Source organism: Streptomyces sp. NPDC048496, from assembly GCF_043200055.1.
Classification (GTDB): Bacteria; Actinomycetota; Actinomycetes; order Streptomycetales; family Streptomycetaceae; genus Streptomyces.
In genome coordinates, this window is the sequence record NZ_JBICXB010000001.1 from 455089 (window position 1) to 481265 (window position 26177).

General features: G+C 69.9%; 19 protein-coding genes, 1 tRNA gene and 2 pseudogenes. 18 read left to right on the plus strand and 4 right to left on the minus strand.

Translation table 11 applies throughout. The features are described from left to right. Positions 1 to 64 precede the first annotated feature (64 nt). The 11 genes from ACGFSA_RS02120 (at position 65) to ACGFSA_RS02170 (ending at position 15387) form a co-directional block, all read left to right on the plus strand. A complete protein-coding gene (locus ACGFSA_RS02120; protein ID WP_393298279.1) occupies positions 65 to 1576 on the plus strand; it encodes a methyltransferase in 1512 nt (503 codons plus the stop codon). A 28-nt stretch (positions 1577 to 1604) separates the two neighbouring features. Beyond that, entirely contained in the window at positions 1605 to 2621 is a 1017-nt protein-coding gene (locus ACGFSA_RS02125; RefSeq protein WP_393298282.1) for an ArsR/SmtB family transcription factor, read from the plus strand. Positions 2622 to 2701: 80 nt separating this feature from the next. Next, positions 2702 to 3733, plus strand: a complete 1032-nt coding sequence (locus ACGFSA_RS02130; protein ID WP_393298285.1) for an ATP-binding cassette domain-containing protein — start codon at positions 2702 to 2704, stop codon at positions 3731 to 3733. Positions 3734 to 3741: 8 nt separating this feature from the next. Beyond that, positions 3742 to 4533: an ABC transporter permease gene (locus tag ACGFSA_RS02135; RefSeq protein ID WP_393298408.1), complete on the plus strand. Its 792-nt coding sequence runs from the start codon at positions 3742 to 3744 to the stop codon at positions 4531 to 4533. A gap of 41 nt (positions 4534 to 4574) precedes the next feature. After that, positions 4575 to 5396 (plus strand): ABC transporter permease, encoded by an 822-nt coding sequence (locus ACGFSA_RS02140; protein WP_393298288.1) that lies wholly within the window; start codon positions 4575 to 4577, stop codon positions 5394 to 5396. 159 nt (positions 5397 to 5555) lie between these two features. Beyond that, positions 5556 to 5753, plus strand: a complete 198-nt coding sequence (locus ACGFSA_RS02145; RefSeq protein ID WP_393298291.1) for a hypothetical protein — start codon at positions 5556 to 5558, stop codon at positions 5751 to 5753. A 334-nt stretch (positions 5754 to 6087) separates the two neighbouring features. Continuing rightward, positions 6088 to 8958, plus strand: coding sequence for a type I DNA topoisomerase (gene topA / locus ACGFSA_RS02150; RefSeq protein ID WP_393298294.1), 2871 nt, complete (start codon positions 6088 to 6090; stop codon positions 8956 to 8958). A 152-nt stretch (positions 8959 to 9110) separates the two neighbouring features. Then, positions 9111 to 12242: a dTMP kinase gene (gene tmk / locus ACGFSA_RS02155; RefSeq protein ID WP_393298297.1), complete on the plus strand. Its 3132-nt coding sequence runs from the start codon at positions 9111 to 9113 to the stop codon at positions 12240 to 12242. A 121-nt stretch (positions 12243 to 12363) separates the two neighbouring features. Further along, positions 12364 to 13569, plus strand: a complete 1206-nt coding sequence (locus tag ACGFSA_RS02160; protein WP_393298300.1) for a DNA polymerase III subunit delta' — start codon at positions 12364 to 12366, stop codon at positions 13567 to 13569. A gap of 88 nt (positions 13570 to 13657) precedes the next feature. Continuing rightward, entirely contained in the window at positions 13658 to 15187 is a 1530-nt protein-coding gene (locus ACGFSA_RS02165; protein WP_393298303.1) for an alpha/beta hydrolase, read from the plus strand. A 126-nt stretch (positions 15188 to 15313) separates the two neighbouring features. Then, a tRNA-Thr gene (locus tag ACGFSA_RS02170) sits at positions 15314 to 15387 on the plus strand. Between the two features lie 587 nt (positions 15388 to 15974). Here ACGFSA_RS02170 and ACGFSA_RS02175 read toward each other — a convergent pair. Both ACGFSA_RS02175 and ACGFSA_RS02180 read right to left on the minus strand, forming a co-directional pair. Beyond that, complete coding sequence (locus ACGFSA_RS02175) at positions 15975 to 17588, minus strand: tyrosine-type recombinase/integrase (RefSeq protein WP_393298306.1); 1614 nt, start codon at positions 17586 to 17588, stop codon at positions 15975 to 15977. Beyond that, positions 17585 to 18244 (minus strand): helix-turn-helix domain-containing protein, encoded by a 660-nt coding sequence (locus tag ACGFSA_RS02180; RefSeq protein ID WP_393298309.1) that lies wholly within the window; start codon positions 18242 to 18244, stop codon positions 17585 to 17587. The genes ACGFSA_RS02175 and ACGFSA_RS02180 overlap by 4 nt, the downstream gene beginning before the upstream one ends. Before the next feature lie 93 nt (positions 18245 to 18337). Here ACGFSA_RS02180 and ACGFSA_RS02185 point away from each other — a divergent pair, with 93 nt between their 5' ends. From ACGFSA_RS02185 to ACGFSA_RS02205, 5 genes are all read left to right on the plus strand, one after another. Continuing rightward, positions 18338 to 18628: a hypothetical protein gene (locus tag ACGFSA_RS02185; RefSeq protein ID WP_393298312.1), complete on the plus strand. Its 291-nt coding sequence runs from the start codon at positions 18338 to 18340 to the stop codon at positions 18626 to 18628. A 233-nt stretch (positions 18629 to 18861) separates the two neighbouring features. Beyond that, positions 18862 to 19266, plus strand: coding sequence for a hypothetical protein (locus tag ACGFSA_RS02190; protein WP_393298315.1), 405 nt, complete (start codon positions 18862 to 18864; stop codon positions 19264 to 19266). Between the two features lie 247 nt (positions 19267 to 19513). Beyond that, positions 19514 to 19783, plus strand: coding sequence for a hypothetical protein (locus tag ACGFSA_RS02195; RefSeq protein WP_362078628.1), 270 nt, complete (start codon positions 19514 to 19516; stop codon positions 19781 to 19783). Continuing rightward, on the plus strand, positions 19776 to 20399 hold the full coding sequence (locus tag ACGFSA_RS02200; protein WP_393298318.1) for a DUF6879 family protein: 624 nt from the start codon (positions 19776 to 19778) through the stop codon (positions 20397 to 20399). The genes ACGFSA_RS02195 and ACGFSA_RS02200 overlap by 8 nt, the downstream gene beginning before the upstream one ends. Before the next feature lie 181 nt (positions 20400 to 20580). Beyond that, positions 20581 to 22821: an ATP-binding protein gene (locus tag ACGFSA_RS02205; RefSeq protein WP_393298321.1), complete on the plus strand. Its 2241-nt coding sequence runs from the start codon at positions 20581 to 20583 to the stop codon at positions 22819 to 22821. A gap of 194 nt (positions 22822 to 23015) precedes the next feature. Here ACGFSA_RS02205 and ACGFSA_RS02210 read toward each other — a convergent pair whose 3' ends face one another. Beyond that, a complete protein-coding gene (locus tag ACGFSA_RS02210) occupies positions 23016 to 23549 on the minus strand; it encodes a hypothetical protein (RefSeq protein WP_393298324.1) in 534 nt (177 codons plus the stop codon). Between the two features lie 524 nt (positions 23550 to 24073). Between ACGFSA_RS02210 and ACGFSA_RS02215 the strand changes: the two are divergent. Beyond that, positions 24074 to 24820: pseudogene (locus ACGFSA_RS02215) on the plus strand (IS256 family transposase); the annotation flags it as partial. 76 nt (positions 24821 to 24896) lie between these two features. Then, positions 24897 to 25865 (plus strand): annotated as a pseudogene (locus tag ACGFSA_RS02220) (ISAzo13 family transposase); the annotation flags it as partial. 86 nt (positions 25866 to 25951) lie between these two features. On the opposite strand, the gene ACGFSA_RS02225 reads toward ACGFSA_RS02220, so the two are convergent. Beyond that, a partial coding sequence (locus ACGFSA_RS02225; protein ID WP_393298327.1) for a group II intron maturase-specific domain-containing protein occupies positions 25952 to 26177 on the minus strand: 226 nt, incomplete at its 5' end.

Here is a 26177-nt window from a genome sequence, read left to right on the forward strand (position 1 = left end):
GGCCCGGCAGCTCCGATGCTGCCGGGCCGCTGCCGTTGTCGGTGGGAGCGGCCACAATGGGCGGGTGAGTACGACCAGTCTCCCCGCGCCCGACCGTTCGCCCCGGCTCCGCGAAGCTCTGCTTGCCGCCGCCTTCACCGCCGACGGTCTCCTCGACCTGCTCGGCGCGCCCGCCTATGCCGCGCTCGCCCGCAGCGAGACGGTTCCGGCACTGCGGGCCACCCGTGGCGAATCCCCGCTCGACACGCTGGTGCGGCTCTTCCTGCTTCAGCGCCCCGTCCCGTACGAGCGGGCCCGCACGGTGCTCCCGCTGGACGCGTGCGTCGAGGACGGCTGGGTGATCCGCGTGGGCGACGAGGTGCGGGCCGCCGTCGATGTGCGGCCGTACAGCGGGCCCGAGGCGCAGGACTGGTTCATCGTCTCCGACCTGGGCTGCGCGGTCGGCGGCGCGGGTGGCATCGGTTCGCACGAGGAGGGGGTGGTCCTCGGCGTCGGTGGGGCGTCGTCCACACTCGCCGGGATCACCGTCCGTACGCCGGTCGCCTCCGCGCTCGATCTCGGTACGGGCTCCGGCATCCAGGCGCTGCACGCCGCGCAGCACGCCACCCGGGTCACGGCCACGGACCTCAACCCACGCGCCCTCGCCTTCACCCGGCTGACCCTCGCCCTGTCCGGTGCCGCCCCGGCCGATCTGCGCGAGGGTTCGCTCTTCGAGCCGGTCGACACCGAGACGTACGACCTCATCGTGTCGAATCCGCCGTTCGTCATCTCGCCGGGTGCCCGTCTCACGTACCGCGACGGCGGCATGGGCGGCGACGACCTGTGCCGGACGCTGGTGCAGCAGGCCGGCGACCGGCTGAACGAGGGGGGATACGCGCACTTCCTCGCCAACTGGCAGCACGTCGAGGGCGAGGAGTGGCAGGACCGGCTGCGCTCCTGGGTGCCGCGCGACTGCGATGCCTGGGTCGTCCAGCGCGAAGTGCAGGACATCACGCAGTACGCGGAGCTGTGGCTGCGCGACAGCGGCGACCACCGTACGGACCCCGCGGAGTACGCGGCACGGTACGACGTCTGGCTGGACGAGTTCGAGGCCCGCAAGACGAAGGGCGTCGGCTTCGGCTGGATCACGCTCCGGAAGTCCGCGGCCGCGGCCGACGGGAATCCGTCGGTCGTGATCGAGGAGTGGCCGCATCCGGTGGAACAGCCCCTCGGCGCGGCCGTGGAGGCCCACTTCGCGCGCCAGGACTATCTGCGGACGCACGATGACGCGGCGCTGCTCGCCGACCACTTCACGCTGGCCCCGGAAGTGATGCAGGAGCAGGTCGGACTGCCGGGCGCGGAGGATCCCGAGCATGTGGTGCTGCGTCAGAACCGCGGCATGCGGCGCGCGACGAAGGTCGACGCGGTCGGTGCCGGTTTCGCGGGCGTCTGCGACGGGACGCTGCCCGCGGGCCGGATCCTGGACGCGATCGCCCAGCTGATGAACGAGGACCCGGTACTGCTGCGCGACCGCACCCCGCAGGCGATCCGGCTGCTGGTGGAGGAAGGGTTCCTGGAGCCGGTGGGGGCGGCCTGATGAGCGCGGAGCGGACGGTGACCGCCGGGTGATCCGGATCGAGCTGGACGAGGCGGCGCTCGGCGCGACCCGGATCGCCATCAGCCCGCTGTGGGACGCTTTCTGCAGCCTGCATCTGGCCAAGCCGCACCGTACGCCCTCCTGGCCGTACGAGAAGTGGGTCGGGCGGGCCCGTGAAGTGCTGCGCGAGGACGACCGGACCGCGGCGCTGCGGCTGCTGATCGACGGAATCGACGGCCCGCTGAGTTTCCCGGACTTCCTGCTGCCCCGGCCGGTCGGCGCCTCGTCCGTCGAGACGGAGCTGGACATCATCAGGGCCACGCCGCCCGAGGTCGTACGGGCCGGGGTCGAGGAGCACTTTCCGGGACTCGGGGACCATCCGCGCATCCGGCCCTATCTGGAGGATCCGGAGGCGGCCTGCGCCGCGCTGGCGGATTCCTACGCCGCGTACTGGGAAGGGGCGATGGAGCCGCACTGGCCGACCGTGCGGCGCCTCGTCGAGGACGAAGTCCTCATCCGCGCCCGGACGTTCGCGACCGAAGGCATCGACGCGCTCTTCACCGGACTGGAGGCGCGGGCCAGGTGGACGCCGCCCGTCCTTGAGCTGACCAAGCACATCGACGCCGAGTACCGGGCGGGCGAGCGGCGGCTCCTGCTGGTACCGCTCGTCTTCGCCGAGGGCTGCCGGCTCTACTCCACCGACGATCCCGAAGTCCTCGCCGTCTCCTTCCAGGCCCGGGGCGCGGGGGCGCTCCGCGAACCCGCCGGGGCGGGACCGGAGGCCACCGACCGGCTCGGTGTGCTGCTCGGACGGGGCCGGGCATCGGTGCTGCGCCAGCTCGGCGGGCCGCTCACCACGGCCGGGATAGCCGACCGGCTCGGGCTCGCGCCGAGCACGGTCTCGGAGCATCTGTCCGTCCTCGCCGACGCGGACGTCGTCACCCGTCACCGGGTCGGGCGCAGCGTCTACTACCAGCTGACGGACACCGGCCGGGCGCTGCTCGCGCTGCTCTCGGGCGAGGACGTGCTGCGCGCCGTGTCCTGACCGGACCGGGGCGTGAGCGACGATTCGGCCGCCCCCGAATTGATGGCCGGTGCGGTACGGGCAGGCCTAGCGTCCCCGCCATGCTTGCGATCGAGGCGAAGAATCTCCGCCGTACCTACACCAGCCGCACCGGTTTTCTGCGCCCCCGCCGTACCGTGACCGAAGCCGTGCGCGGCGTCGGCTTCGAGGTGGCGCGCGGCGAGCTGTTCGGGTTGCTCGGCCCCAACGGAGCGGGCAAGACCACCACCATCAAGATGCTCAACACCCTGCTGCTGCCCACCTCCGGCACGGCCCGGGTCCTCGGCCACGACGTGGCGTCCGACCCCGTCGCCGTACGCCGCAGGATCGGTTACGTCTTCGGCGGCGACCGGGGTCTGTACGACCGGCTCTCCGCCCTCGACAACCTGCGCTACTTCGCCGAGCTGTACGGGGTCGAACCGCGCGACCAGAGGCGCCGGATCGCCGAACTCCTCGATCTGGTCGGTCTGGCCGGCCGGGAGAAGGAACGCGTCGAGGGCTACTCGCGCGGGATGCGGCAACGCCTGCACATCGCCCGTGGCCTGCTGCACAAGCCCGATGTCCTTTTCCTCGACGAGCCGTCCATCGGCGTCGACCCGGTGGCGGCGCGCGATCTGCGCCGTACCGTCGCCGATCTGCGGACTGGTGGCACCACCGTCCTGCTCACCACCCATTACATGGCCGAGGCCGATGAGTTGTGCGACCGGATCGCGGTGATCGCGGGTGGCACGATCCAGGCGCTCGGCACCCCGGACCGGCTCAAGTCCCGGGTCCAGGAGCGCGACATCCTGGAGATCGAGGCATACGGAGCGGCCGACGAGCACCTCGACCGCATCCGGGAACTGCCCGGGGTGCGCGGAGTGGCGGCCGAGGAGCGCGGCAGCCGGCAGGCCGTCATGGTGCAGACGGAGCGGGGCGCCGAGCTGCACTCACGGGTCCTGGCCGCTCTCGACGGGATCCGGATCGGACGCGTCGTCACCCGTGAACCCACCCTGGAGGACGCGTACATCGCGATCGTCGAGGAGTCGGAGAGCGGTGCGGACCGTGGGGCCGGGGCCGCGGCGGCCGACCGGTCCGAGGAGGTCGTGGCATGACCACGATGATGACCGTGCCGCGGGTTCTGCGCCTGACCGTCGTCGGTGTACGTACCCATGTCTCGTACATGAGCCGCTCACCGCTCGAAATCACCTTCGCCGTCCTCGTTCCCCTCGTCTACGCGACCCTTGCCGTCTACCTCTTCCGTGCCGCGGACGACCCCGACCGGCTGCTCACGGCTGCCGTCGGAGCGGGGCTGATGGGCATCTGGTCCTCGGTGCTCTTCGGATCGGGCGGAGCCGTACAGAACCAGCGCTGGCTCGGCACCCTGGAGACGCTGGTCAGCTCGCCCACGCCGCTCCCCGTCGTCCTTCTGCCGATCACGCTCGCGACGGCCGTCATCGGCACGTACGCCATGGGTGCGACCGTGATCTGGGGCGCCGTGCTCTTCGATGTGCCCCTCGATTTCGCCCACCCTTTGCTGTTCCTGGTGGCCGTACCGGTGTGCGTCCTGTCGCTCGGGATGATGGGTCTGCTCCTCGCCGCCACGTTCGTGCTGCTGCGCAACGCCAACGCCCTCGCCAACCCGCTGGACGCGCCCGTGTGGCTGCTGTCCGGGATGCTCGTGCCCATCACCGTGCTGCCGGACTGGACGCGTCCGGTCTCCTGGGCGCTGCCCACCACCTGGGGTTCGCGGGCCGTGCACGCGGCGACCTCCGGCGGCCCGTCCGCCGGTGAGGTGCTGGCCCCGATGGCCGTGGCCCTCGCCCTCGGCCTGTTGTACGCGCTGATCGCCGTGCTGGTCCTGGGGCGGGTCGAACGCCGGGCACGGGCCGCGGCGACGCTCTCCCTCGCCTGAAGCCGGACGGCCCCACAGCCCCGACGTCCTGGAGTTCCCGCATGTCCTTCCTCTCCCTCTTCCGCGCCCTCACCCGGAGGATCGTCCGTACGCTGCGACTCGTCGTGGTCGGCGGCGCCATCTCCTACCGGGCACTCTTCAACTGGACAACGCCGCCCATGTTCATCGGCACCCTGCTGGTCGGCCCGCTGCTGCAACTGCTGTTCTTCGTCTTCCTCGGACGGCAGCTGGGGGTCGCCGACGACCGCTTCTACCTGCTGGGCAACGCCGTTGTCGCCGCCTCCACCGCCTGTGTCTACGGCGGCACCATGGCCGTCGCCAACGAGCGTCGCTACGGCACGCTCGGCGCGGTGCTGCTGAGCCCTCGGCGCCGGGCTCCGCTCTGGTTCGGGCGCGCCCTGCCGTACGTACTGAACGGCCTGCTCATCAGTGTCTTCACGCTCACCGCCGCCACTCTCCTGCTGGGTCTGCGGATTCCGGTTGGGGCGCTGCCCGGTCTTGCCGCAGTGCTGCTCGCCGCCTCGGCCGGGTGCTCCGTCTTCGGCCTCGCCCTCGGCGCGCTGGGTCTGCGTTTCCGCGATGTGTTCCTGGTGTCCAATGTGGCCGCTTCCGTACTCCTGCTGCTGACCGGGGCGAATGTGCCGCGCGAGACCTTGCCGGAGTGGATGCGGGCCGTCGGGGACGTCCTTCCGCTGACCCATGCCGCCGAGGCCGCCAGGGAGCTGTCCGCAGGTGGTGGCCTCGACCGGGGACGGCTCGGCGCCGAGCTGGCGACAGGGGCCGGATACGCGGTGCTCGCCGTGGCCCTGCTGGCGGTGTTCGAACGTGGCAGCCGGCGTCGCGCGACCCTCGACCTGATGTGATCCGGCCCACGAGCGCGGCCCGGGCGGAGCGCGCCCCGTGGACCGCGGCACTGGAGTTCACCCGGGGTTCGCACCGGTGTCGCCCCCGAGTGACAGCCTCCCCCTGACTCGACACGGGCATCGGCCCCGGGCCGGGCGGTCACGGAGAGGCGTACGGGCATGGAGAGCGGACCTGCGGTATTCGCCGGAACGACGTTCGCGCTGTTCGGGACCGCGCTGCTGGTCTGGACGGGGGCGCGCGTCGCACACCGCGCGCCGGTGGCGTACGGGGTGCGCCCCGTTGTCTCCGCCACACTCGCCACTCTGTTCGGCGTACTTTTCCTCGTCCTCGGTGCGGGGTGCTTCACCCGTATCTGATCCACGGCTGCCGCCTCGCCACCCGCGTCTCGGCCGTGTGATCACCCGGCCCGGGACGTGAACACGCCCGGCTTTCCCGCCACTCTCCTCCGGCGGCCGCAGCACCGCCACGGCGCCGCGAAACTCGCAGGCAGCGACCGCGCGCGCCGCGTATCGGGCACTCCGGGCGGCAGGAATGGCGGAAGTCGGGTTACCGTTCGAGTGGCCGTTGCGGGCTTTTGCCGTTTGACACGGGGGCGGGTTGTACCGTCACACTCCGCAGCGACAGCACCGTCGGCAGCGTCATCGCGCTGCCCGGATGCCCACTGAGTGTCGACCGGAGAGAAGAGCGAAGTTGTCCCCGACCAGCGAGACCGCACAGGGCGGCCGCCGACTCGTCATCGTCGAGTCGCCTGCCAAGGCGAAGACGATCAAGGGCTACCTCGGCCCCGGATACGTCGTCGAGGCGAGCGTCGGGCACATCCGCGACCTGCCGAACGGCGCCGCAGAGGTCCCCGACGAGTACACCGGCGAGGTCCGTCGGCTCGGCGTCGACGTCGAGCATGACTTCCAGCCCATCTATGTCGTCAACGCGGACAAGAGGGCGCAGGTCAGGAAGCTCAAGCAGCTGCTGGCCGAGTCCGACGAACTCTTCCTCGCCACCGATGAGGACCGCGAGGGCGAAGCCATCGCGTGGCACCTGCAGGAAGTGCTGAAGCCCAAGGTCCCGGTCCACCGGATGGTCTTCCACGAGATCACCAAGGACGCGATCCAGGCCGCCGTCGCCAACCCGCGCGAGCTGAACCAGCGCATGGTCGACGCCCAGGAGACCCGCCGTATCCTCGACCGCCTCTACGGCTACGAGGTCTCGCCGGTCCTGTGGAAAAAGGTCATGCCGCGGCTCTCGGCAGGCCGGGTCCAGTCCGTCGCCACCCGACTCGTCGTCGAGCGGGAGCGCGAGCGCATCGCCTTCCGTTCCGCCGAGTACTGGGACCTGACCGGCGCCTTTGCCACCGGCCGTACCGGTGACGCCTCCGACCCGTCGACGCTGACCGCCCGCCTCAGCGCGGTCGACGGCCGCCGGATCGCCCAGGGCCGCGACTTCGGTCCGGACGGACAGCTGAAATCCGGCTCCGGCCAGGTGCTGCACCTGGACGAGACGAACGCCCGGGCCCTGGCCGCCGCGCTCGCCGACTCCGCGTTCGCCGTGCGGTCCGTCGAGTCGAAGCCGTACCGCCGTTCCCCGTACGCCCCGTTCCGTACGACGACCCTCCAGCAGGAGGCGAGCCGGAAGCTGGGCTTCGGGGCGAAGGCCACCATGCAGGTCGCACAGAAGCTGTACGAGAACGGCTTCATCACCTACATGCGTACCGACTCCACGACGCTCTCCGACACCGCGGTTTCCGCGGCGAGGGCACAGGTCACGCAGTTGTACGGCGCCGACTACCTGCCGGACAAGCCGCGTACGTATGCCGGGAAGGTCAAGAACGCGCAGGAGGCGCACGAGGCGATCCGCCCCTCCGGCGACCGCTTCCGCACACCCGCCGAGACCGGTCTGACCGGCGACCAGTTCCGGCTCTACGAGCTGATCTGGAAGCGGACCGTCGCCTCCCAGATGAAGGACGCGGTCGGTAACTCGGTCACCGTGAAGATCGGCGGCCGGGCGGGCGACGGACGCGACGCCGAGTTCTCCGCGTCCGGCAAGACGATCACCTTCCACGGCTTCATGAAGGCGTACGTCGAAGGCGCCGACGACCCGAACGCCGAGCTCGACGACCGCGAGCGCCGGCTGCCGCAGGTCGCCGAGGGCGACGCGCTGTCCGCCGACGAGATCTCGGTCGACGGCCACGCGACCAAGCCGCCGGCCCGTTACACCGAGGCTTCGCTGGTCAAGGAGCTGGAAGAGCGCGAGATCGGCCGCCCGTCGACGTACGCCTCGATCATCGGCACGATCCTGGACCGTGGCTACGTCTTCAAGAAGGGCACGGCGCTCGTCCCGTCCTTCCTCTCCTTCGCCGTGGTCAACCTGCTGGAGAAGCACTTCGGCCGGCTCGTCGACTACGACTTCACCGCGCGGATGGAGGACGACCTCGACCGCATCGCGCGGGGCGAGGCCCAGTCCGTGCCGTGGCTGAGGCGTTTCTACTTCGGCGAGGGCGACGACGCCATCAGTGGCGCCGCCTCCGCCGCGGGCAACGGCGACGGCGACCACCTCGGCGGTCTCAAGGAGCTCGTCACCGACCTGGGCGCGATCGACGCCCGGGAGATCTCCTCCTTCCCCGTCGGCAACGACATCAAGCTCCGCGTCGGGCGGTACGGCCCGTACATCGAGCGCGGTGAGAAGGACGCCGAGGGCCACCAGCGCGCGGACGTGCCGGAGGACCTGGCGCCCGACGAGCTGTCGGTCGAGTACGCGGAGGAGCTGCTGGCCAAGCCGAGCGGTGACTACGAGCTCGGTGCGGACCCGGTCACCGGCAACCAGATCATCGCGAAGGACGGCCGGTACGGTCCGTACGTCACCGAGGTGCTGCCCGAGGGCACGCCGAAGACCGGCAAGAACGCGGTGAAGCCGCGGACCGCGTCGCTCTTCAAGTCGATGTCGCTGGACACCGTGACGCTGGCGGACGCGCTCAGGCTGATGTCGCTGCCGAGGGTGGTCGGCGAGGACGCCGAGGGCGTCGAGATCACCGCGCAGAACGGGCGCTACGGCCCGTACCTGAAGAAGGGCACGGACTCGCGTTCGCTGACGTCCGAGGACCAGCTCTTCGACATCACGATCGAAGAGGCTCTCGCGATCTACGCCCAGCCCAAGCAGCGCGGGCGCGCCGCCGCCAAGCCGCCGCTGAAGGAACTGGGCACGGACCCGGTGAGCGGTGCTCCGGTCGTCGTCAAGGACGGGCGCTTCGGCGCGTACGTCACCGACGGCGAGACGAACGCGACGCTGCGGACCGGCGACAGTGTCGAGGACATCACGCCGGAGCGCGGCTACGAGCTCCTCGCGGAGAAGCGCGCCAAGGGACCCGCCAAGAAGAAGACGGCGAAGAAGGCCCCGGCGAAGAAGGCGCCCGCGAAGAAGGCGACGACGGCCAAGAAGACGACGGCTGCGAAGACGACGGCTGCGAAGACGACCGCGGCGAAGAAGACGACGGCCGCCAAGAAGACGACGGCCGCGAAGACGACGACCGCGGCCGCGAAGAAGGCGTCCGCGTCGTCCGTGGAGGACTGACCGCACAGGCGGTCAGCGCGTTCCCGAACACCCGAGGGGCTGGACATTCCAGCCCCTCCGGCGTGCGGGGGAGCACCTCCGCACGCCGCTCGGACGCCCATATGTTCGGATGGGGCCGTCGCCGACCGTACCGCTCCGGATAGGCTGGGCGGATGACGCGAGCCGAGCAGCCAACGGTCGTGAGCCCCACCTCCGACACACTTGCCGCAGACTCACGCGAGCGCGCCGTACGAGCCCTGTTGCGTGTTCCCCCGCTGAAGCGGTTGTGGAGCGCCCAGCTCGTCGGGAGTATCGGCGATGCACTCGCCCTTCTCGTGCTGGTGTTGCTGTCGCTGCAAGCGGCGGTCCTTGAGGGCTCATTCGGATCCGGATACCGCGGGGCGGCCTTTGCCGTCTCCGCCGTGTTCGGTGCCCGAATCCTTGCCACGCTCCTCTTCGGAGCCGTACTCCTGGGGCCGCTGACGACGCTCACCGCGCCCGGTGGACCGCTGGACCGGCGGTGGCTGATGATCGGGGCGGACGGCCTGCGGCTCGCGCTGCTCGTCGTCGCGCCGCTGTGGATCGACTGGATGCCCGACAGGGCGCTCATGATGATCCTCATCACCGTCTTCGTCATCGGCGCCGGCGAACGGCTGTGGACGGTCGCGAAGGAGAGCGCCGCCCCCGCGCTGCTGCCCTCCCCGCCCCCCGAGGGCGCCGCGGTACGCCCGCTGCCCGACCACCTCGACGCCCTGCGCAGGCTCTCCCTCCGTACGGACTTCGCCGCCGTCCCCGCCGCCGCGGCCGTTCTGCTGGTCGCCACGCTGATCGGCAAATTGCTGTCCTCGGGGGTGGAGTGGTTCTCCTTCCACCAGGCGGCTCTCGGTTCGTACGTCGCGGCCGGGCTGTTCTCCGCCTCGATCTCGATCCTCTACTTCCTCGAACTCCCCGGTTCTCCGACGCCCCGCCCGCGCTCGCCCCTGGAGGGTCTGCGACGGCCGTCCACCGGCAGCGGCCCGGACAAGGGCCGCACCGGCGCCGTCCCGCTGCTCGTCGGCGCGTGCGCGGCCGTCGCCGGAGCGATCGCAGCCGCAGCCGCCGTCGCCGCACTGCACGCCTACGACCTCGGAGGCGGACCGGCCACGTTCGCCCTGCTGATCCTGGCTCTGACGGGCGCCACAGGCGCCGGTATCCGTACCGCGGAGAAGGCGCTGCCCACCCTGTCGCGGCGCCGGATGCTCGCCTTCGCCACCGCCGTCACCGGGGTCGCGCTCCTCGCGATGGGTCTGGTGCCGGACACGGCGACCGTGGTGTTGCTCGCGGTCCTCGCCGGTTACGCGGCGGGTGTCGCGGCCAACACCGGCCACACGCTCGTCGACCAGGAGACCGAGGAGTCCCGCCGGGCCAGGACGACCGAGCACCTCCAGGCAGTCGTCCGGGTCCTGATCGCGCTCGGCGCGGTCGCGGGACCGCTGTTGGCCGCAGCGATCGGCACCCACCGGCTGACGGCCGGCGACTTCGTCTTCGCGCACGGCGGCGCAGCGTTCGCCCTCATGCTCATCGGCGCCCTGCTGCTGCCGGTCGCCGCGATCGTCCTCGCGAAGACGGACGACCGTTCCGGAGTGCCGCTCCGCCGTGACCTGCGCGAGGCCCTGCGCGGCGGCGAGCCGGCTGTCGCCCCCGCCGCCACCGGTTTCTTCCTCGCCCTGGAGGGCGGCGACGGGGCCGGCAAGTCCACCCAGGTCGAGGCGCTCGCCAAGTGGATCCGGGCCAAGGGCCACGAGGTCGTCGTCACCCGCGAGCCCGGCGCCACGCCGGTCGGCAAGCGGCTGCGCTCGATCCTGCTCGACGTGTCGTCGGCCGGGCTCTCGAACCGGGCCGAGGCGCTGCTTTACGCCGCCGACCGCGCCGAGCACATCGACTCGGTGGTCCGTCCGGCCCTGGAGCGCGGCGCGATCGTCATCTCCGACCGCTACATCGACTCGTCCGTCGCCTACCAGGGCGCGGGCCGCGACCTCTCCCCGACCGAGATCGCCCGGATCTCGCGGTGGGCGACGAGCGGACTCGTACCGCATCTGACGGTGCTGCTCGACGTCGACCCGGAGACCGCACGGGAACGGTTCACCGAGGCGCCCGACCGGCTGGAGTCCGAGCCGCCCGAGTTCCACGCCCGGGTACGGTCCGGCTTCCTCACGCTGGCCGCCGCGGACCCGTCCCGCTACCTGGTGGTGGACGCCGGCCAGGAACCGGAATCGATCACCACCGTCGTACGCCACCGGCTCGACCAGCTCCTGCCGCTCTCCGAGGCCGAGATCAAGGCCCAGGAGGAGGCGCGCAAGGCAGCCGAGGAAGAGGCCAGGCGCAAGGCCGAGGAAGAGGCGGCGCGCAAGGCGGAGGAGGAGCGGCTGGAGCGCGAGCGCCAGGAGCAGCTCGCCAAGCTCCGCGCCGAGGAGGAGGAGCGCAAGCGCCGCGAGCTGGAGGAGGCGCGGCAGCGCGAGGCCGAGCGGCAGGCGGAGGAGGCCCGCCGGCAGGCCGAGGAAGCCCGTCGGGTCGCCGAGGAGGAGCGGGTCCGGCGCGAGGCCGAGGAGCAGGCGCGCGAGGCCGAGCAGGAGCGGCTGCGCAGGCAGGCCCAGGACGAGGCCCGGCTGCGTAAGGAGGCCGAGGCGCGGCGGCTGGAGAAGCAGCGCAAGGCGGAGGAGGCGCTGCTGCGGGCCGAGGCTGCCCGGCGGCAGGCCGAGGCCGAGGCGGCCGCGGCGGCGGAGGCCGCCCGCGCGGAGGCGGCTGCGTCCGCTTCCGTCCCGGACAACGAGCTGACGGTGCCGACGCCGGTCGTCAGCCCGAACGAGGTGACGCAGCCGGTGCCGTCACCGGTCGACACGCCTTCGGACCAGGCCGAGACCGCGATGATCCCGAGGATCACCGAACCGTCCGAGCGGCCTGCGGTACGGGACGTCACGGGCTCCGCGGACGAGACGGCGGTACTCCCGCCGGTACGGGACGTACGTGACGAGCAGCCGACGGACCGCGTTCCGCGGGGCATCTTCCGTGACGAGCGCCCGGCGGACGCCGTACCGGAGGGCGAGAACGAGCGCACCCGGGAGCTGCCGCAGATCAGCGATCCGCACGCCGTCCCGGAGGCAGCCGAGGACCGGCGTCCGGGCCGGGGCCGCCGCCGTCGCCCGGAATGGGCCGAGGAGACTCCGCTGGGCGATCTGCCGACCCTGGCCGACGAGCTGCTCGGCGACCACGACCGGGACGACGAGGGCCGTGGCACTTCCGGACGGGGCCGCCGCCCGCGCCGCTGACAGCGGCCGCGGCGGGTGGCCCGGGGGGTGTGAGGGGCGGACCGGATCGCCGGGAATGTCAGACCCTTCCCCCACAATGGGAAGCCGGAGCCGTAGACCACCACCGGAAGGGCGGTGACCGATGACCGTATGGGACGACCTGGTCGGCCAGGACCGGGTGCAGGAGCAGCTCGGTGCCGCCGCCCGGGACGCCGATGCGCTGGTCACCGCCAATTCCGCGGGGGATCAGGTGCCGACGGGGTCGAAGATGACCCACGCCTGGCTGTTCACCGGACCGCCGGGCTCCGGGCTGTCCACCGCTGCCCGCGCCTTCGCCGCCGCCCTCCAGTGCACCAGCCCCGACCGCGCGCTGGGCGGCGCACCGGGGTGCGGTTTCTGCGACGGCTGCCACACCAGCCTCATCGGGACGCATGCCGACGTCGAGGTGGTCCGTACGGACCTGCTCTCCATCGGCGTGAAGGAGACTCGTGAGCTGGTCCGCCGCGCCCAGCTGTCCCCGGCCGTGGGCCGCTGGCAGGTGATCATCCTGGAGGACGCCGACCGCCTCACCGAGGGCGCGGGAAACGTGCTCCTGAAGGCGGTCGAGGAGCCCGCGCCCCGCACGGTGTGGCTGCTCTGCGCACCCTCGCTCGAAGATGTGCTGCCCACCATCCGGTCCCGCTGCCGCCACCTCACCCTGCGCACGCCCCCCGTCGACGCCGTTGCCGATGTGCTGATCCGGCGTGACGGAATCGAACCGGAGCGGGCCGCGGCAGCCGCTCGCACCACTCAGGGGCACATCGGCCGGGCCCGCCGCCTGGCCACCGACGAGAAGGCCCGTGCGCGCCGCGCTGCCGTGCTCAAGCTTCCGCTCCGGGTGGAGGACATCGGTGGTTGTCTCAAGGCCGCCCAGGAGCTGATCGACACCGCCACGGAGGACGCGAAGCAGGTTTCCGAGGAGGTGGACGTCAAGGAGACGGAGGACATGAAGGCCGCACTCGGCGCGGCTGCCGGAGGCCGGATGCCGCGCGGCACGGCAGGGGTGATGAAAGAGCTGGAGGACAAGCAGAAGCGCCGCAAGACCCGTACCCAGCGCGACAGCCTCGACCTCGCCCTCACCGATCTGACCGGCTTCTACCGCGACGTACTGGCGCTGCAGCTGGGCTCGCAGATCGCCCTCGCCAATGTCGATGTACGGGACGCACTCGACCGCATCGCCGGGTCCTCGACGCCCGAGCGCACGCTGCGCCGGATAGAGGCGGTGCTCGCCTGCCGCCGGGCGCTGGACCGCAATGTGGCGCCGCTGCTCGCAGTGGAGGCGATGACGATGGCTCTGCGCGCCGGCTGATCCGTCGGCGGTCCTCGTCGCGCACCGCCGATTCATCCGAATGGGTAACGAAACGGGCCAGTCGCCCCTTGAGGGTTACGCTCCGGGCATGGATACCAGGCGTCTGCTCCGTACCTTCGCCACTGTGCTCGGCACGACCGGCCTACTCGTCTCCGGCTGCAGCAAAGGCAGTTCGACGATGAGCCCGTCGGGCCCGACGTCCGCCGCACCCGCGGCGCTCCAGCCGTACTACGCGCAGCATCTGAACTGGCGGGACTGCGGCGTCTCCGGTTTCCAGTGCGCCACGATGAAGGCGCCGCGCGACTACCGGAAGCCGGACGGCGGCGACATCAAGCTGGCCGTCTCCCGGAAGAAGGCCACCGGTCCGGGCAAGCGGATCGGCTCCCTGCTGGTGAACCCGGGCGGCCCCGGCGGCTCGGCCATCGGCTATCTCCAGAACTACGCGGCCCTCGGCTACCCCGCCCCGGTCCGCGCCCGCTACGACATGGTCGCCATCGACCCGCGCGGCGTCGCCCGCAGCGAGCCCGTCGAATGCCTCACCGGCCCGCAGATGGACGCGTACACCCAGGTCGACCAGACCCCCGACGACCGTGCCGAGGTCGCGGAGCTGGGCACCGCCTTCGACAGGTTCGCAGACGGCTGTGAGCAGCGCTCCGGCGCGATCCTCCCGCATGTCTCCACCGTCGAGACGGCCCGCGACATGGACATCCTGCGGGCCCTGCTCGGCGACGAGAAGCTGACGTACCTCGGGGCGTCGTACGGCACCTTCCTCGGTGCGACGTACGCCGAACTCTTCCCCGGCAGGACCGGCCGTCTCGTCCTCGACGGTGCGATGGACCCGTCGCTTCCGTCGCTGGAGATGAACCGCGACCAGACGGCGGGCTTCGAGGTCGCGTTCCAGGCCTTCGCCGCGGACTGCGTGAAGAGGTCGGGCTGCCCGCTCGGCACCACCTCCACCGCGGACGCCGCGACCCGGCTGAAGCAGCTCTTCACCGACCTCGACGCCAAGCCCGTCCCCGCCGGCGGCTCCCGTAAGCTCGGCGAGTCCCTCGCCACCACCGGTGTCATCGCCGCCATGTACGACGAGGGGACCTGGCCCCAGCTCCGTAGCGCCCTGGCCGGCGTCCGGGCGGGCGACGGGTCCGGCCTGCTGGCCCTGTCCGACAGCTACTACGAGCGCAAGCCGAACGGCACGTACGCGAACCTGATGTTCGCCAACGCCGCGGTGAACTGCCTGGACGCGCCCCCGGCCTTCACCGGCCCGGACGCCGTCGAGCAGGCCCTCCCCAGCTTCGAGAAGGCCTCCCCGGTCTTCGGCAAGGCCTTCGCCTGGGCTGCCCTGAACTGCGCCCACTGGCCCGCCGCGCCCACCGGCACCGCGCACCGCATCACGGCGAAGGGCGCGTCCCCGATCGTCGTGGTCGGCACCACCCGTGACCCGGCGACCCCGTACAAGTGGGCCCAGTCCCTCGCCGCCCAGCTCTCCTCGGGCAGGCTCCTCACGTACGAGGGCGACGGTCACACCGCGTACGGCCGCGGCAGCCGCTGCATCGACACGGCGATCAACACGTACCTCCTGGACGGCACCCCGCCGGCCGACGGCACGAAGTGCTCCTGACCTCCTGCGGCTCCCTCCACCCACCTGACCTGCGCATTCGGCTCCGGCGGCGGGTGGTGCGGAGCACCCTCCGAAACTGTGTAAACTTAGCGACGCTGCTGCTCGCACCATAGTGCGACAGGGCGTGCCGCCTTAGCTCAGTTGGCCAGAGCAACGCACTCGTAATGCGTAGGTCTCGGGTTCGAATCCCGAAGGCGGCTCCGGAAAACCCTGGGACTCACTCGCCGTGACCTGGGGTTTTTCCTTTTCTGCGGCCTCTGGGCTGTCCTTGGCCCCCTCGCGGGGCAGCATTCAGGGGCCTCCGGTGGCCGAGTGGTGGCCATTTGTGCAGCGGGCGTGCAGCGGCGGTGGCCGGGGTGCATGTGGAGCGGGCTGAGATGCTGTCGGGTTCCTACAAAGCGCCTGGGCGAGGGTTTCTTCGGTGCCGGTCCGCAGCAGCCTGAGCGGCCTGGCTGCTGCGGACCAGAAGCGGCCCGCCTCCGCCGTGGCTGGAACGAGCAGGAGCTGATCGGTGAGCCGGGCGTTCCTGCAAGGCGGGCTGGACTGACCGAGCGGCTGGTGGTCGTGGTGCTTGCCGAAGACCGGGTGTGGTCATCCGGCGGGGGCGCAACGTGCGTTGTCCCGGGCCGCGATGGGCCGCCGCGCGGCGGGCCGGCCGCAGGGGCGCGACCTGCGCTGTCACGCTGTGCGATGGTGATGAGGCCGCCAATTCGCATAAGTGATGCCACACATGCTGGAGCCCCGGCCAGATTCCTGCTGGCCGGGGCTCCTTGCTGCCTGGTGGTGGTCAGGCGGTGCGTTCGTCTTCTGCTGGGCTGCCCTTGCGGGGCGGGATCATCCGGGGCCTGCGGGTGCCGGTAACCGGTTCTTGGTCCTTGACGACGGAGAGGGTCTTGCGGGTGTGCGGGACGAGCTGGGTGACTTTCTCGGCGGCGTCGCGGGCAAGGTCGTCCAGGACGGACTGGTAGGTGTCGCGGGTGATGCGCGTGTCGGAGTGGCCGAGGGTCTCGGAGACGACCTTGACGTCGACCCCGGCCGCGAGCATGAGCGTGGCGGCGACGTGGCGAAGATCGTGAAGGCGGATCGGCGGCAGGCCGGCGGCGTCCACGAGGCGCTCGAAGAGGTCGCTGACCTTGCCGGGGTGGAGCAGGGAGCCGTCCTCCTGGGTGAAGATCCGGCCGGACTCCTGCCAGCCCTCGCCCCAGACTTCCCGTTCCTGCTCCTGACGGGCTTTGTGGGCGAGCAGGAGCTGGTGCGTCTCGTCGTCGAGGGCGATGAGACGGACGCCGCTGTCGGTCTTGGGCGCGCCTTCGTGGACCTCCCAGTTGTCCTGGACGAGTTGGGTGGCGATGGCCAGGGAGCGGGCTTTCGCCGAGTGGTCCTGCCAGCGGACGCCGCATGCCTCGCCGCGCCGGGTACCCCGGAAGGCGATGAGCCGCCAGAACAGGTACAGGCGGTCGTCGGCGACCGAGTCGAGGAACCTGGCGGTCTGTTCGGGGGTCCAGACCATGACCGGTGAGGGCTTCTCGCCGGTCTCCTGCCAGCGGGCGATGCGCTCGTCGCTCCAGATGGTGGCCTTCGGTTTGGCGCCGGGCAGCAGCTCGACGTGGGCGGCGGGATTGAAAGCGGGCATGACCTGCTGGGCGATGGCGACGTTCAGCGCGGCGCGCAGGGTGTCGCGGATATGCGGCTGGGTATTGAGGCCGGTGATCCGGCGGAAGGGCGGCATGGCGTCGAGCTGTGCCTGCAGCCACTTGCGTCGCGCCCGGTTCTCCGCGCCCTTCCACGGGGTCGCGTTGAGTTCGTCGCGAACCGAGCGGCGCTGGGTGTTCTGCTCCTGGATCTCGATGTTGCGCTCGTTGATCGCGTTGAACATCGCGTCGACGTGGTGGACGCGCAGCTTGTCGAGCCGAAGGTGGCCCAGGTGCGGCTTGAGGTGGACCCGGATATCCAGCTCGTAGCGGGTGGCCCCGCCGCGCCGCAGGCGTTTGCGGCCAGTGAGCCAGGTGTCGAGCCATTCCGCCACGGTGGTCTTCGAGTTGAGGGTCTGCCCGGTCTTGAACCGGCGGCGGGTCTCGTCGTAGTCCGGGACGGGGTCCTTGTCCTTGACGCAGTTCTCCAGGAGGTCGCTGATCTGGGTTTTGCCCCAGGCGTCGTCCTCCTCGGGAATGCCCATGAGGGCACGGACCTTGTCCAGCTCCTCCTGGGCCTTGGCGGAGGTCTCGAAGCCGCTGCGACGAAACCGCCTGCGGCGGCCGTCCTGTGCGGGGTCGAGTTCCTGGGAGGCGATCCAGGTGCCGTGTCGTCGGGAGGACTTGAGCCTGGGGCAGGAGGCGCCGTACTCCTTCTTGGTCTTCGGGTCGATGCAGCGGCACCGCCGTATGAGGTTGCCGGTCTTCACTCGCTGTCCTCTGGGTGGGTCGGTGTTTCCGGTTGGTCGACGAAGGCCAGCTCGTCGGGAAGGGCCGGAGGCGTGAGGTCGCGCTCGCGCATCCGGCCTCGGAACGCGCGCAGTTCCTGGCAGTCCTCGAAGGCGTGCTCCTCGTAGCCCTCGGCGCGCTGCAGGAGGGTGGCTCTGCGGGTCCGGTCCAGGGTGGTGCTCGCCGCTCGTCGCCGGTCCCTGGCCAGGGCGTGGGAGGACGTTGCGGCGGCCACCAGGTCTCCGTGGTGGCGGAAGACGTCGAGGACTTCGCGGGCGGTGCCTTCTGGGGCGGGCTCGTTCAGGGGGGTCTCGCCGGTGAACCACGCGACGGCGTCCCAGGTGGACACTTCCCTGCCCGGGAGGACCTCGACCGTGGCCGAGGAACCGAGGGGGAAGAGGAGGGCCACTGGTGGGACGCCGAGCACGTCGGCCAGGACGACGAAGTCCGCGACGGTGATGCTCGTCTTACGCCCGGATTCCAGGTTCTTCATGGAGTGCTCGGTGAACTCCGGCAAGCCGCGGTCGGCGCAGCCCTGGGCGACTTCGGCCATGGTGAGGCCGGCGGCCTTGCGCGCGTCCCGCAAGCGCTGGGCGATCCGACCGGTGAACGCTGTCGGCCATTGATCAGGGGTCATGGTGACACTTTACGCAGCAACAAAGCGCCGCTGCAACTACGTGATACATCTTTGGCGTCACCACGGCACCTAGAAATTAACCTGGAGGGCATCATGACGGCATCTGGCTTGGTCCGTGAGGCGCGAGGGCTGACGGGCGACGAACTGCTTGCCCTTCCTGCCGTGATCGACCTCGACACCTCGAACCGGGCGTTGATGATCGGCCGATCCACCGGTTACGGACTCGCCAAGCAAGGGGAATACCCGGTCAGGGTTCTGCGGCTCGGGAACGCCTACCGAGTGGTGACGGCCGACCTGCTGAAGCTGCTGGGGCTGGGGCGCCAGCAGGGGGATGGCAACCAGGACGATGACCGAAGCGAGCGTCACGGCCTTGCCGCCTACTAGCGGTTTGCTCGGCTATGTCACCGGCTGGACTGCCGGCCGTGCGCAGGGCCTGCGCGGCATCGTCTCGGGCTCGGTGCAGTCGTCTGCTGCCCCGGACAGCGTCGGGTGGTCTGACTCGGCTCATTTGAGCGGCGTCTGGAAAGGTTCAGAGATTCGGGCTGCGGTGAGGATGGTTGCGCCTCTACCGTGGGTCAGTCGAAATGAGACCGGGAACGTGTAGTCGAGGAGACGCCTTGGATCCGGTATCGGTGGGAGTGTTGGCGGCGCTGGCAGGCGGGGCCGGGGGCGAGCTGGGGCGGCAGGCATGGGCGACGCTGAGTGAATTGGTGCGGAGACCGTTCGGCAGGCAGGCGGGAGCCCCGGCGCCCGGGGAGGCCGAGTTGGTGGCGCTGAGCGAGGCGCCAGGCGAACCGGCACGGGCAGAAGCGTTGAGTGGTGCCCTCGCCGCGCGGGCGGCCGTTGACCCGGAGTTCGCCGCCGCGCTGGACTCGTGGCGTGGCCGGATTCCAGCGTTGGCTGAGGGCTCGGTGACCAACACGGTCAGTGGCGGTACCCAGTATGGTCCGGTGATCCAGGGTCGGGACTTCTCCGGCATCACCTTCAACAGTCCTGCAGCTCCTCCCGCGCGGGAGAGTTGAAGGCTTCGGCTGACCCTTGCGACGTCCCGAACGGCCCCGGTTCGGATGCCGTCGACGCAGGGGGTTGCGTCCCATCATCTGTATGACGCGGATCACCCGTGGTGCGGTATTGAGTGGTAGCTCAGGACGTCGGCGCGTCCGCTGGGGGAGTGCTGCGTGGACTGGCGGTTTTCCTGATGTACGCATCCAGGTGTGCCCGGTATCGTTGAGGACACTGTCAGTGATGTCGTGGATACTGGAGGCAGTCGTGGCCCGCGCGTGGGAAGCCGATCCGTCTGCGTTATTCGTCAAGCGCCTCGGTAAGTCGGCGGCGGAGCTGGGCAACTCCAAGGACGACGACGAGTGCCCGGACATCTGGCAGCTGAGCAACGGTGACGTTGCCGTGATCGGCCGCGATCTCACCGCGCACTACCGGTCGTGCCTGCCGGACGAGGTGAACCTGGGGCCGGACGAGCGGTTGGTCGTCATCCCGGGCAACATGCTGAGTGCGGCGAAGGCGGACATTCCCGATGCTTGATCTCCTCGCTCCTGGGCTCCCGGACGAGCTGGGTGAGCGGCTCACACGCGAGGACTACAAGCGGGACTTCCGGGAGCGGCGCGCCGCGATCCGCGACGGGGAGTCCTGGAAACTGGAGCGGTTGCAGCACTTCGAGGAGACGAACGACGACAGCCGGGAGGCGCTGCGTCAGGGGGACTGGCCAGCAGTGTTGCGGCTGTTCGAGGCCGACCGCGACGCCTTGGTTCGAAAGGCCAGGGACGAAGTGTCGCGCGGGGCGGTCTTTCATCGTATTCGTGTGGTTGAGGAGCCGCTGACGCCGTATGTGCAGTGGGAGCTGCACTGGCTGCGACTGAGCGCGGAATGCGGGCATTCCGTTCGCGTCCTGCCTGCTTCCGCGCTCGCCGCCGCGGAGGGCGATGCGCTGCTGCCGGAGTTGAACCTTCTGGACAGTCGGGTTCTCTACCGTGTGCTGTACACCGCTGCCGGTCAACCGGACGGGGCGATTCGCTTCACCGATCCCAGCACCGTGAGGAACTGGGCGGAGCATCTGCGGGAACTGTACGCGGCTGCGGAGGACGTCCAGGCATACTTCGACCGTGCCGTAGCCGACCTGCCTCCGCCGCCCGCGGCCTGACCAGGGCGCATCGATCGACGTGCCTACAGAGGACAACAGGCGACCCGGAGACTCGCAGAACGACCTCTCCGGGTCGTCTCGCGACGTCGTACAGGCCGGGAGCGTCACTGGTGACATCCACTTCCACCACGTCGCCGCCTCGGGGCAATCGGGGCCCGTCCCACGCCAGCTCCCAGCAGACGTGAACACCTTCGTCAACCGCTCCGACGAACTGGGACAGCTGAACGCGGTGCTTGCCGACCGAAACGGCGGGCGCGTCGTCGTCTCCGTTCACGTGGTGGCCGGCACGGCGGGCGCGGGCAAAACCTCGCTGGTCCTGCACTGGGCGCACCAGGTCAAGGACCAGTTCCCCGACGGCCAGCTCTTCGTCAACCTCCGCGGGTACGATCCCGGAGAACCAGTCACAGCCGCGCAGGCACTTCAGCGCTTCCTGCGGGCCCTGGGCGTGTCCCCGGCCGAGGTTCCTCAGGACGTCGACGACGCAGCAGCGATGTACCGCTCACTGATCGCCGACCGCCGGGTCCTGATCCTCCTGGACAACGCGGCCACGGTCAGCCAGGTCCGGCCGCTGCTCCCCGGCGCAGGAGACAGCCTCGTTGTGGTCACCAGCCGCAGCCGCCTGGCGGGTCTCTCGGTGCGTGACGGCGCCCAGAGGATCACCCTTGGCACGCTTCCGGAGCCGGAGGCGGTCGCTCTGCTGCGCGCGGTCACGAGGGGCTATCGACCCGAGGACGACGGCGACAAACTCGCAGAACTGGCGCACCTGTGCGCCCGTCTGCCGCTTGCCCTGCGGATCGCCGCCGAACGGGCCGCCAGCCACCCGCACATGCGACTCGACGATCTCATCAGCGATCTGCGTGACGAGTCCGCCCTCTGGGACGCCCTCAGCACCGGCATCGATGACGAGGCCGAAGCCATCCGTTCGGTCTTCACCTGGTCCTACCGCGCTCTGTCCACGCACTCGGCCCGCCTCTTCCGTCTCCTTGGCCTGCACCCTGGAGCGGCGTTCAGCCTCCCCGCTGCCGCCGCTCTCGGCGAAGTCACACTTAGCCGAACGCGCCAGCTACTCGACGATCTGGTCGGGGCCCACCTGCTGGAGCAGACTGCTCCGGACCGGTTCCAATTCCATGATCTTCTGCGCGCGTACGCCACCGACCTTGCGCAGGCGGAGGAGTCGTCCGACGAAAGGCAAGCTGCGCGACGACGTGTCCTGAGCTGGTACCTCCACACCGCCGACGCCGCCCAGACGTGGCTGTATCCGGCAGAGGACCACCTGCCACTGCCTGGACCCATGCCGGAAGTCACGCCCCTCGTCTTCACCGACTACAACGCCGCCGTCGACTGGTCCGAACGGGAACAGGGCAACTTCCTCCCCGTCGTGCGCGACGCCGCCCGAAACGGAATGGACGAGACGGCTTGGCAGCTGGCCACCATCCTGTGGTTCGCACGTCCCGCCTCCTCGTCGGAGCGGGACTGGCTGGAACTGGGCCGAATCGGACTGGAGGCAGCGACAAGACGAGAGGACCAGAGAGCGCAGACACGGCTGCTCATCAACACGGGCATCGCGCACAGGGCTCTGAACAACTTCTCCGAGGGCCTGGACGCTCTGGAGCGAGCCGTCACGTCGGCTCGCAGCTCGCAGAGCCGGTTCGACGAGGCCCAGGCCCTCAACCTCATGGGCCTGATCCATCTACGACAGCGCGAACTCGACTTGGCGGACGCGCATTTCGGGCAGGCCATGTTCGTCTTCCGAGACCTGGGAAACGGTCAACGAACCGCCACCGCACTGTCCAACATCGCCAGCACTCGCCTGAGCGCCGGCCGCCTGCCCGAGGCCGCCTCGGTCATCGACGAGGCGCTTGCTGCGCATCGGGCCCTGGCCAATCGTGGCGGTGAAGGCAACCTCCTTCGGATCGCAGCCGCCCTGCGACTCGAAGAGGGCGACACGGATGCCGCCCGGCGATCCATCGACGAGGCGCTCGACATCGCGCTCGCCCTCCGCGACCACACCCGGGAAGGCTTCTGGCTCCTCACCCTCGGCGACATCCAGCGCACCGCCGCCCAACACGGCGACGCCCTGACCTCCTACCAGCGCTCCGCCATGCTCCACCGACGCCTCGGCGACCGCAGCCGCGAAGCCCTGGCCTGGCGCGGCACGGGCCAGACCTATGCCGTGATGGACCGCCACAGCGAGGCCACCACCTTCCACCGCCAGGCCGCGGCCGTTCACCGCGACCTAGGGGACACCTGGCAACTCGCCCTGGAACTCGACCACCTGGCCGCAGTCGTTCACCCGGAGGACCCCGAGACTGCCCGTGGCCACTGGATCGAGGCCCTGACCCACCTGACCCCCTATACCGACCCCCGGGCCACGTCCATCCGCTCCCGCATAGAAGTGTTGCTGACCCGAGCGGCCGGTTGACGCCGTCGCTGATGTGGCCACGACGCCACCAAGCTCGACGGAGATCCAGCCGTTCGAGGAACGCCGGGCCCAAGTGGAGGAGGCCCTCTTCGGCTCCCCACCCCTGGCGTCCGCGCTCCTGGTCGAGGACGAAGCCGGTGACATCGTCGGCCTCGCCGCCTACTCGTTCCTCTGGCCCAGCGCGGTTCCACGGCCTAGTCGATGTTGGTGTCCATCCCTGGAGCCCTTCGGGCGTTGTTCCTGAGGTTGGCGAAGGGCAGAGCTCCTCCGTGGAGTTCTTTGAACTCGTCGATCAGGTCTTGCTCGGCCTCACCCGCGTCGTCCTCGGTCATCGGCCGCCAGGCGACGAGCAGTGCGTCCGAGTCGACCAGCTGCCAGATGTAGCGACCGCCCCAATGGCCAGCCAGCAGACCGGTGCCGTGGCGGCGGTAGTCGGCAAGCCGTTGATTCAGTCCGTCCTGGCCCGCGGCCTTGCCGATGTACACGACCGTTGCCCCGTCCACCCAGGCATCGCCGAGCTTGTCGGCGGTCACGGATGGGTCGCGGCCTTTGAGGTGTCCGGCAGGGCTGGTGGGGAGGAACGACGGGGGCGAGGTGTTCGTGCGGATCACCACGTAGATTCCGTGCCCGGTGGGGACATTGCTGTCGGGCAGTTCACGGAACGGCACGAAGCCGCGGAAGCCGCGTGCGGTCAGGGTCCTCTGCGTCAGCTCTGCTGTTGGGCTCATGCCAGGCATCGTGCCAGGCGCATCTGACAGTCCTCGGCCCAGTTCTCGTAATAGCTACCGCCAGGTGGCGTGTAGCTCTCTGTGATGCTCAGGACTTCCCATCGACAGCAGAAGCTGCCCGCAGCCTCCGTCGTGTCCTTCGCTACTCGTCCTCCGGCATCTGTGGGCAGGGTCGATCGAGCAGTCTGCAGTGTCAGACGTTCCCGGTAGGGTCCCCGCGATGGTGTGAGCCGGTGTTGGAGGAAGTATGGCGAGACGAATGCGTGACGAGACGTTCCGGATAGAGCAGGAGCAGGGGCGCTACGCCCCCCACGTACGTCCGATCAATGAGATGGTCGATGCCTTGCGCGACCAGGACGGGCGTGGCTGGATGCCGCACGTCGCCCCCTGGCACGGGGGAGTGGACGCGCGCGATGGTGTCCCACGAGGTGGTGTAACAGCGATCTCTGCATAGCCCCTGGTCATGGGGCGGCCATCGCGCAACTCTCCGAGTAGCGAAGCTCGTTGAAGTGAGAGGTGACGCGATGGCCTTGTCCCAGCATGACTTACTCCGCCTGATGGAGTCACTGCGTACGGCGGACGGAATCGAGTTGATCAGGGTCCTGGCCCAGCGGATCCTGCAGGAACTCATCGAGGCCGAGGCCACCGCCCACATCGGCGCCGAGCACGGTGAGCACACCGAGACCCGCACGACGATGCGCAACGGGCACCGGGAAAAGGTGCTGACCACGCAGGCCGGTGACCTGGACCTGGCGATCCCCAAGGTCCGCACCGGGGCCTTCTTCCCCAGCCTGCTGGAACGCCGGCGCCGCATCGACCAGGCCCTCTACGCCGTCATCATGGAGGCATACGTCCAGGGCATCTCCACCCGCAGCGTGGACGACCTGGTCAAGGCCCTGGGCGGCGACACCGGCATCTCCAAGAGCGAAGTCTCCAGAATCTGCGGCGCCCTCGACGCGGAACTGATCGTGTTCCGCACCCGGCCCCTGGACCACACCCGCTTCCCCTACATCTACCTCGACGCGACATACTGCAAGGCCCGGGTGAACCACCAGATCGTCTCCCAGGCCGTCGTCATCGCCACCGGCATCACCGAGGACGGCGGACGCGAGGTCCTCGGCCTGATGGTCGGCGACAGCGAGACCGAAGTCTTCTGGAGCGAGTTCCTGCGCTCACTGCGCGAACGCGGCCTGACCGGGGTCCGCCTGGTCATCGGCGACCACCACTCCGGGCTGGTCAAGGCGGTCCGCAAGGTCATGCTCGGCGCCGCCTAGCAGCGCTGTCGCTTTCATTGAAGCCGTAAAGAATCAAGGTGCTGCTTTACAGGTGTGGGCTCGTTGTCAGGGTATGGCGGTTCCGGAGGATATCTGTTCCCAACTTCATTGCAGGTTCTCGGTGTTATTGCCGCATCTGAACGAGCGGCAGCGGCGTCTGGCCTTGGCTACCGAGGCCCGCCTGATCGGGCATGGCGGCGTACGGGCGGTGGCGAGGATTGCGCAGGTCAGCGAGACGACCGTGCGTCGTGGGGTGTTGGAGCTGGAAGCAGGGGCCGGGCCGCTGCCGGGCGGCCGGGTGCGTGCGCCAGGCGGGGGCCGCAAGCGGACCGAAGCCAACGATCCTGCCTTGCTAAAAGCCCTGTTGAGCCTGGTCGAACCGGACGAGCGGGGGGATCCGATGTCGCCGCTGCGGTGGACGACGAAGTCGCTGCGGAACCTGGCCGAGGAGCTGACCCGGCAGGGGCACCCGGTGTCCGCGCCGACAGTGGGACGGCTGCTCAAGCAAGAGGGCTTCAGTCTGCAGGCGAATGTGAAGACCCTTGAGGGCTCCCAACATCCCGACCGGGATGCCCAGTTCCGCTACATCAACGAGCAGGTGAAACAGCACCAGGGCGACGGCGAGCCGGTGATCAGCGTGGACACGAAGAAGCGGGAGCAGATCGGACGGCTGCCGATGGCCGGCCGGGAGTGGCGGCCCAAGGGCGAGCCGGTCGAGGTGGAGGACCACCACTTCTTCTTCAGCGGCCCGGATGTTCAGCAGGCGATTCCGTACGGAATCTACGACATCGTCCGCAACACCGGCTGGGTCAACGTGGGTGTCGATCACGACACTTCAGTCTTCGCGGTCGAGTCCATCCGCCGCTGGTGGCGCTGTCGCGGCAGCCTCGACTACCCGAAGGCGTCACGGCTGCTGATCACCTCGGACGCGGGCGGCTCCAACGGCTACCGCTACCGGGTCTGGAAGAGCGAACTGGCCGCCCTGGCAGCCGAGACCGGACTGACAATCACGGTGTGTCACTTTCCTCCAGGCACAAGTAAAGTCGGGTAGCCGGAGGGAGTCACACCCTCCGGCTCCCACAGATCCGTACGTGACGATCTCTCGTCATACGGCTCTTGTCGTCCTGATCACCAGGCCAGGGAGGGGGAGCTGGTCCATCTCCACTGCGCGAACATCCCCGGGCGGCGCTTGGCTGCCCTCTGGAAGGCCGCGATGGCCTTCCTCATCGCGCGAAACCGTCTGTACTTGTTGCGTAGCCAGCGCACCAGGTAGGCGTTGATGCGCATCAGAAGTGGATACAAGGCCGATCGGTAGAACCGGCCGTAGTACTGCATCCAGCCCGCGACGATCGGA

Excerpts from the sequence above, each read along its gene's own strand:
- ACGFSA_RS02160 (WP_393298300.1), top strand. The coding sequence starts at position 12,364 with ATGACCGTATGGGACGACCTGGTCGGCCAGGACCGGGTGCAGGAGCAG.
- ACGFSA_RS02185 (WP_393298312.1), top strand. The coding sequence starts at position 18,338 with ATGACGGCATCTGGCTTGGTCCGTGAGGCGCGAGGGCTGACGGGCGAC.
- ACGFSA_RS02145 (WP_393298291.1), top strand. The coding sequence starts at position 5,556 with ATGGAGAGCGGACCTGCGGTATTCGCCGGAACGACGTTCGCGCTGTTC.
- ACGFSA_RS02165 (WP_393298303.1), top strand. The coding sequence starts at position 13,658 with ATGGATACCAGGCGTCTGCTCCGTACCTTCGCCACTGTGCTCGGCACG.
- ACGFSA_RS02140 (WP_393298288.1), top strand. The coding sequence starts at position 4,575 with ATGTCCTTCCTCTCCCTCTTCCGCGCCCTCACCCGGAGGATCGTCCGT.
- ACGFSA_RS02210 (WP_393298324.1), bottom strand. The coding sequence starts at position 23,549 with ATGAGCCCAACAGCAGAGCTGACGCAGAGGACCCTGACCGCACGCGGC.
- tmk (WP_393298297.1), top strand. The coding sequence starts at position 9,111 with ATGACGCGAGCCGAGCAGCCAACGGTCGTGAGCCCCACCTCCGACACA.
- ACGFSA_RS02200 (WP_393298318.1), top strand. The coding sequence starts at position 19,776 with ATGCTTGATCTCCTCGCTCCTGGGCTCCCGGACGAGCTGGGTGAGCGG.
- ACGFSA_RS02180 (WP_393298309.1), bottom strand. The coding sequence starts at position 18,244 with ATGACCCCTGATCAATGGCCGACAGCGTTCACCGGTCGGATCGCCCAG.
- ACGFSA_RS02130 (WP_393298285.1), top strand. The coding sequence starts at position 2,702 with ATGCTTGCGATCGAGGCGAAGAATCTCCGCCGTACCTACACCAGCCGC.
- ACGFSA_RS02135 (WP_393298408.1), top strand. The coding sequence starts at position 3,742 with ATGACCGTGCCGCGGGTTCTGCGCCTGACCGTCGTCGGTGTACGTACC.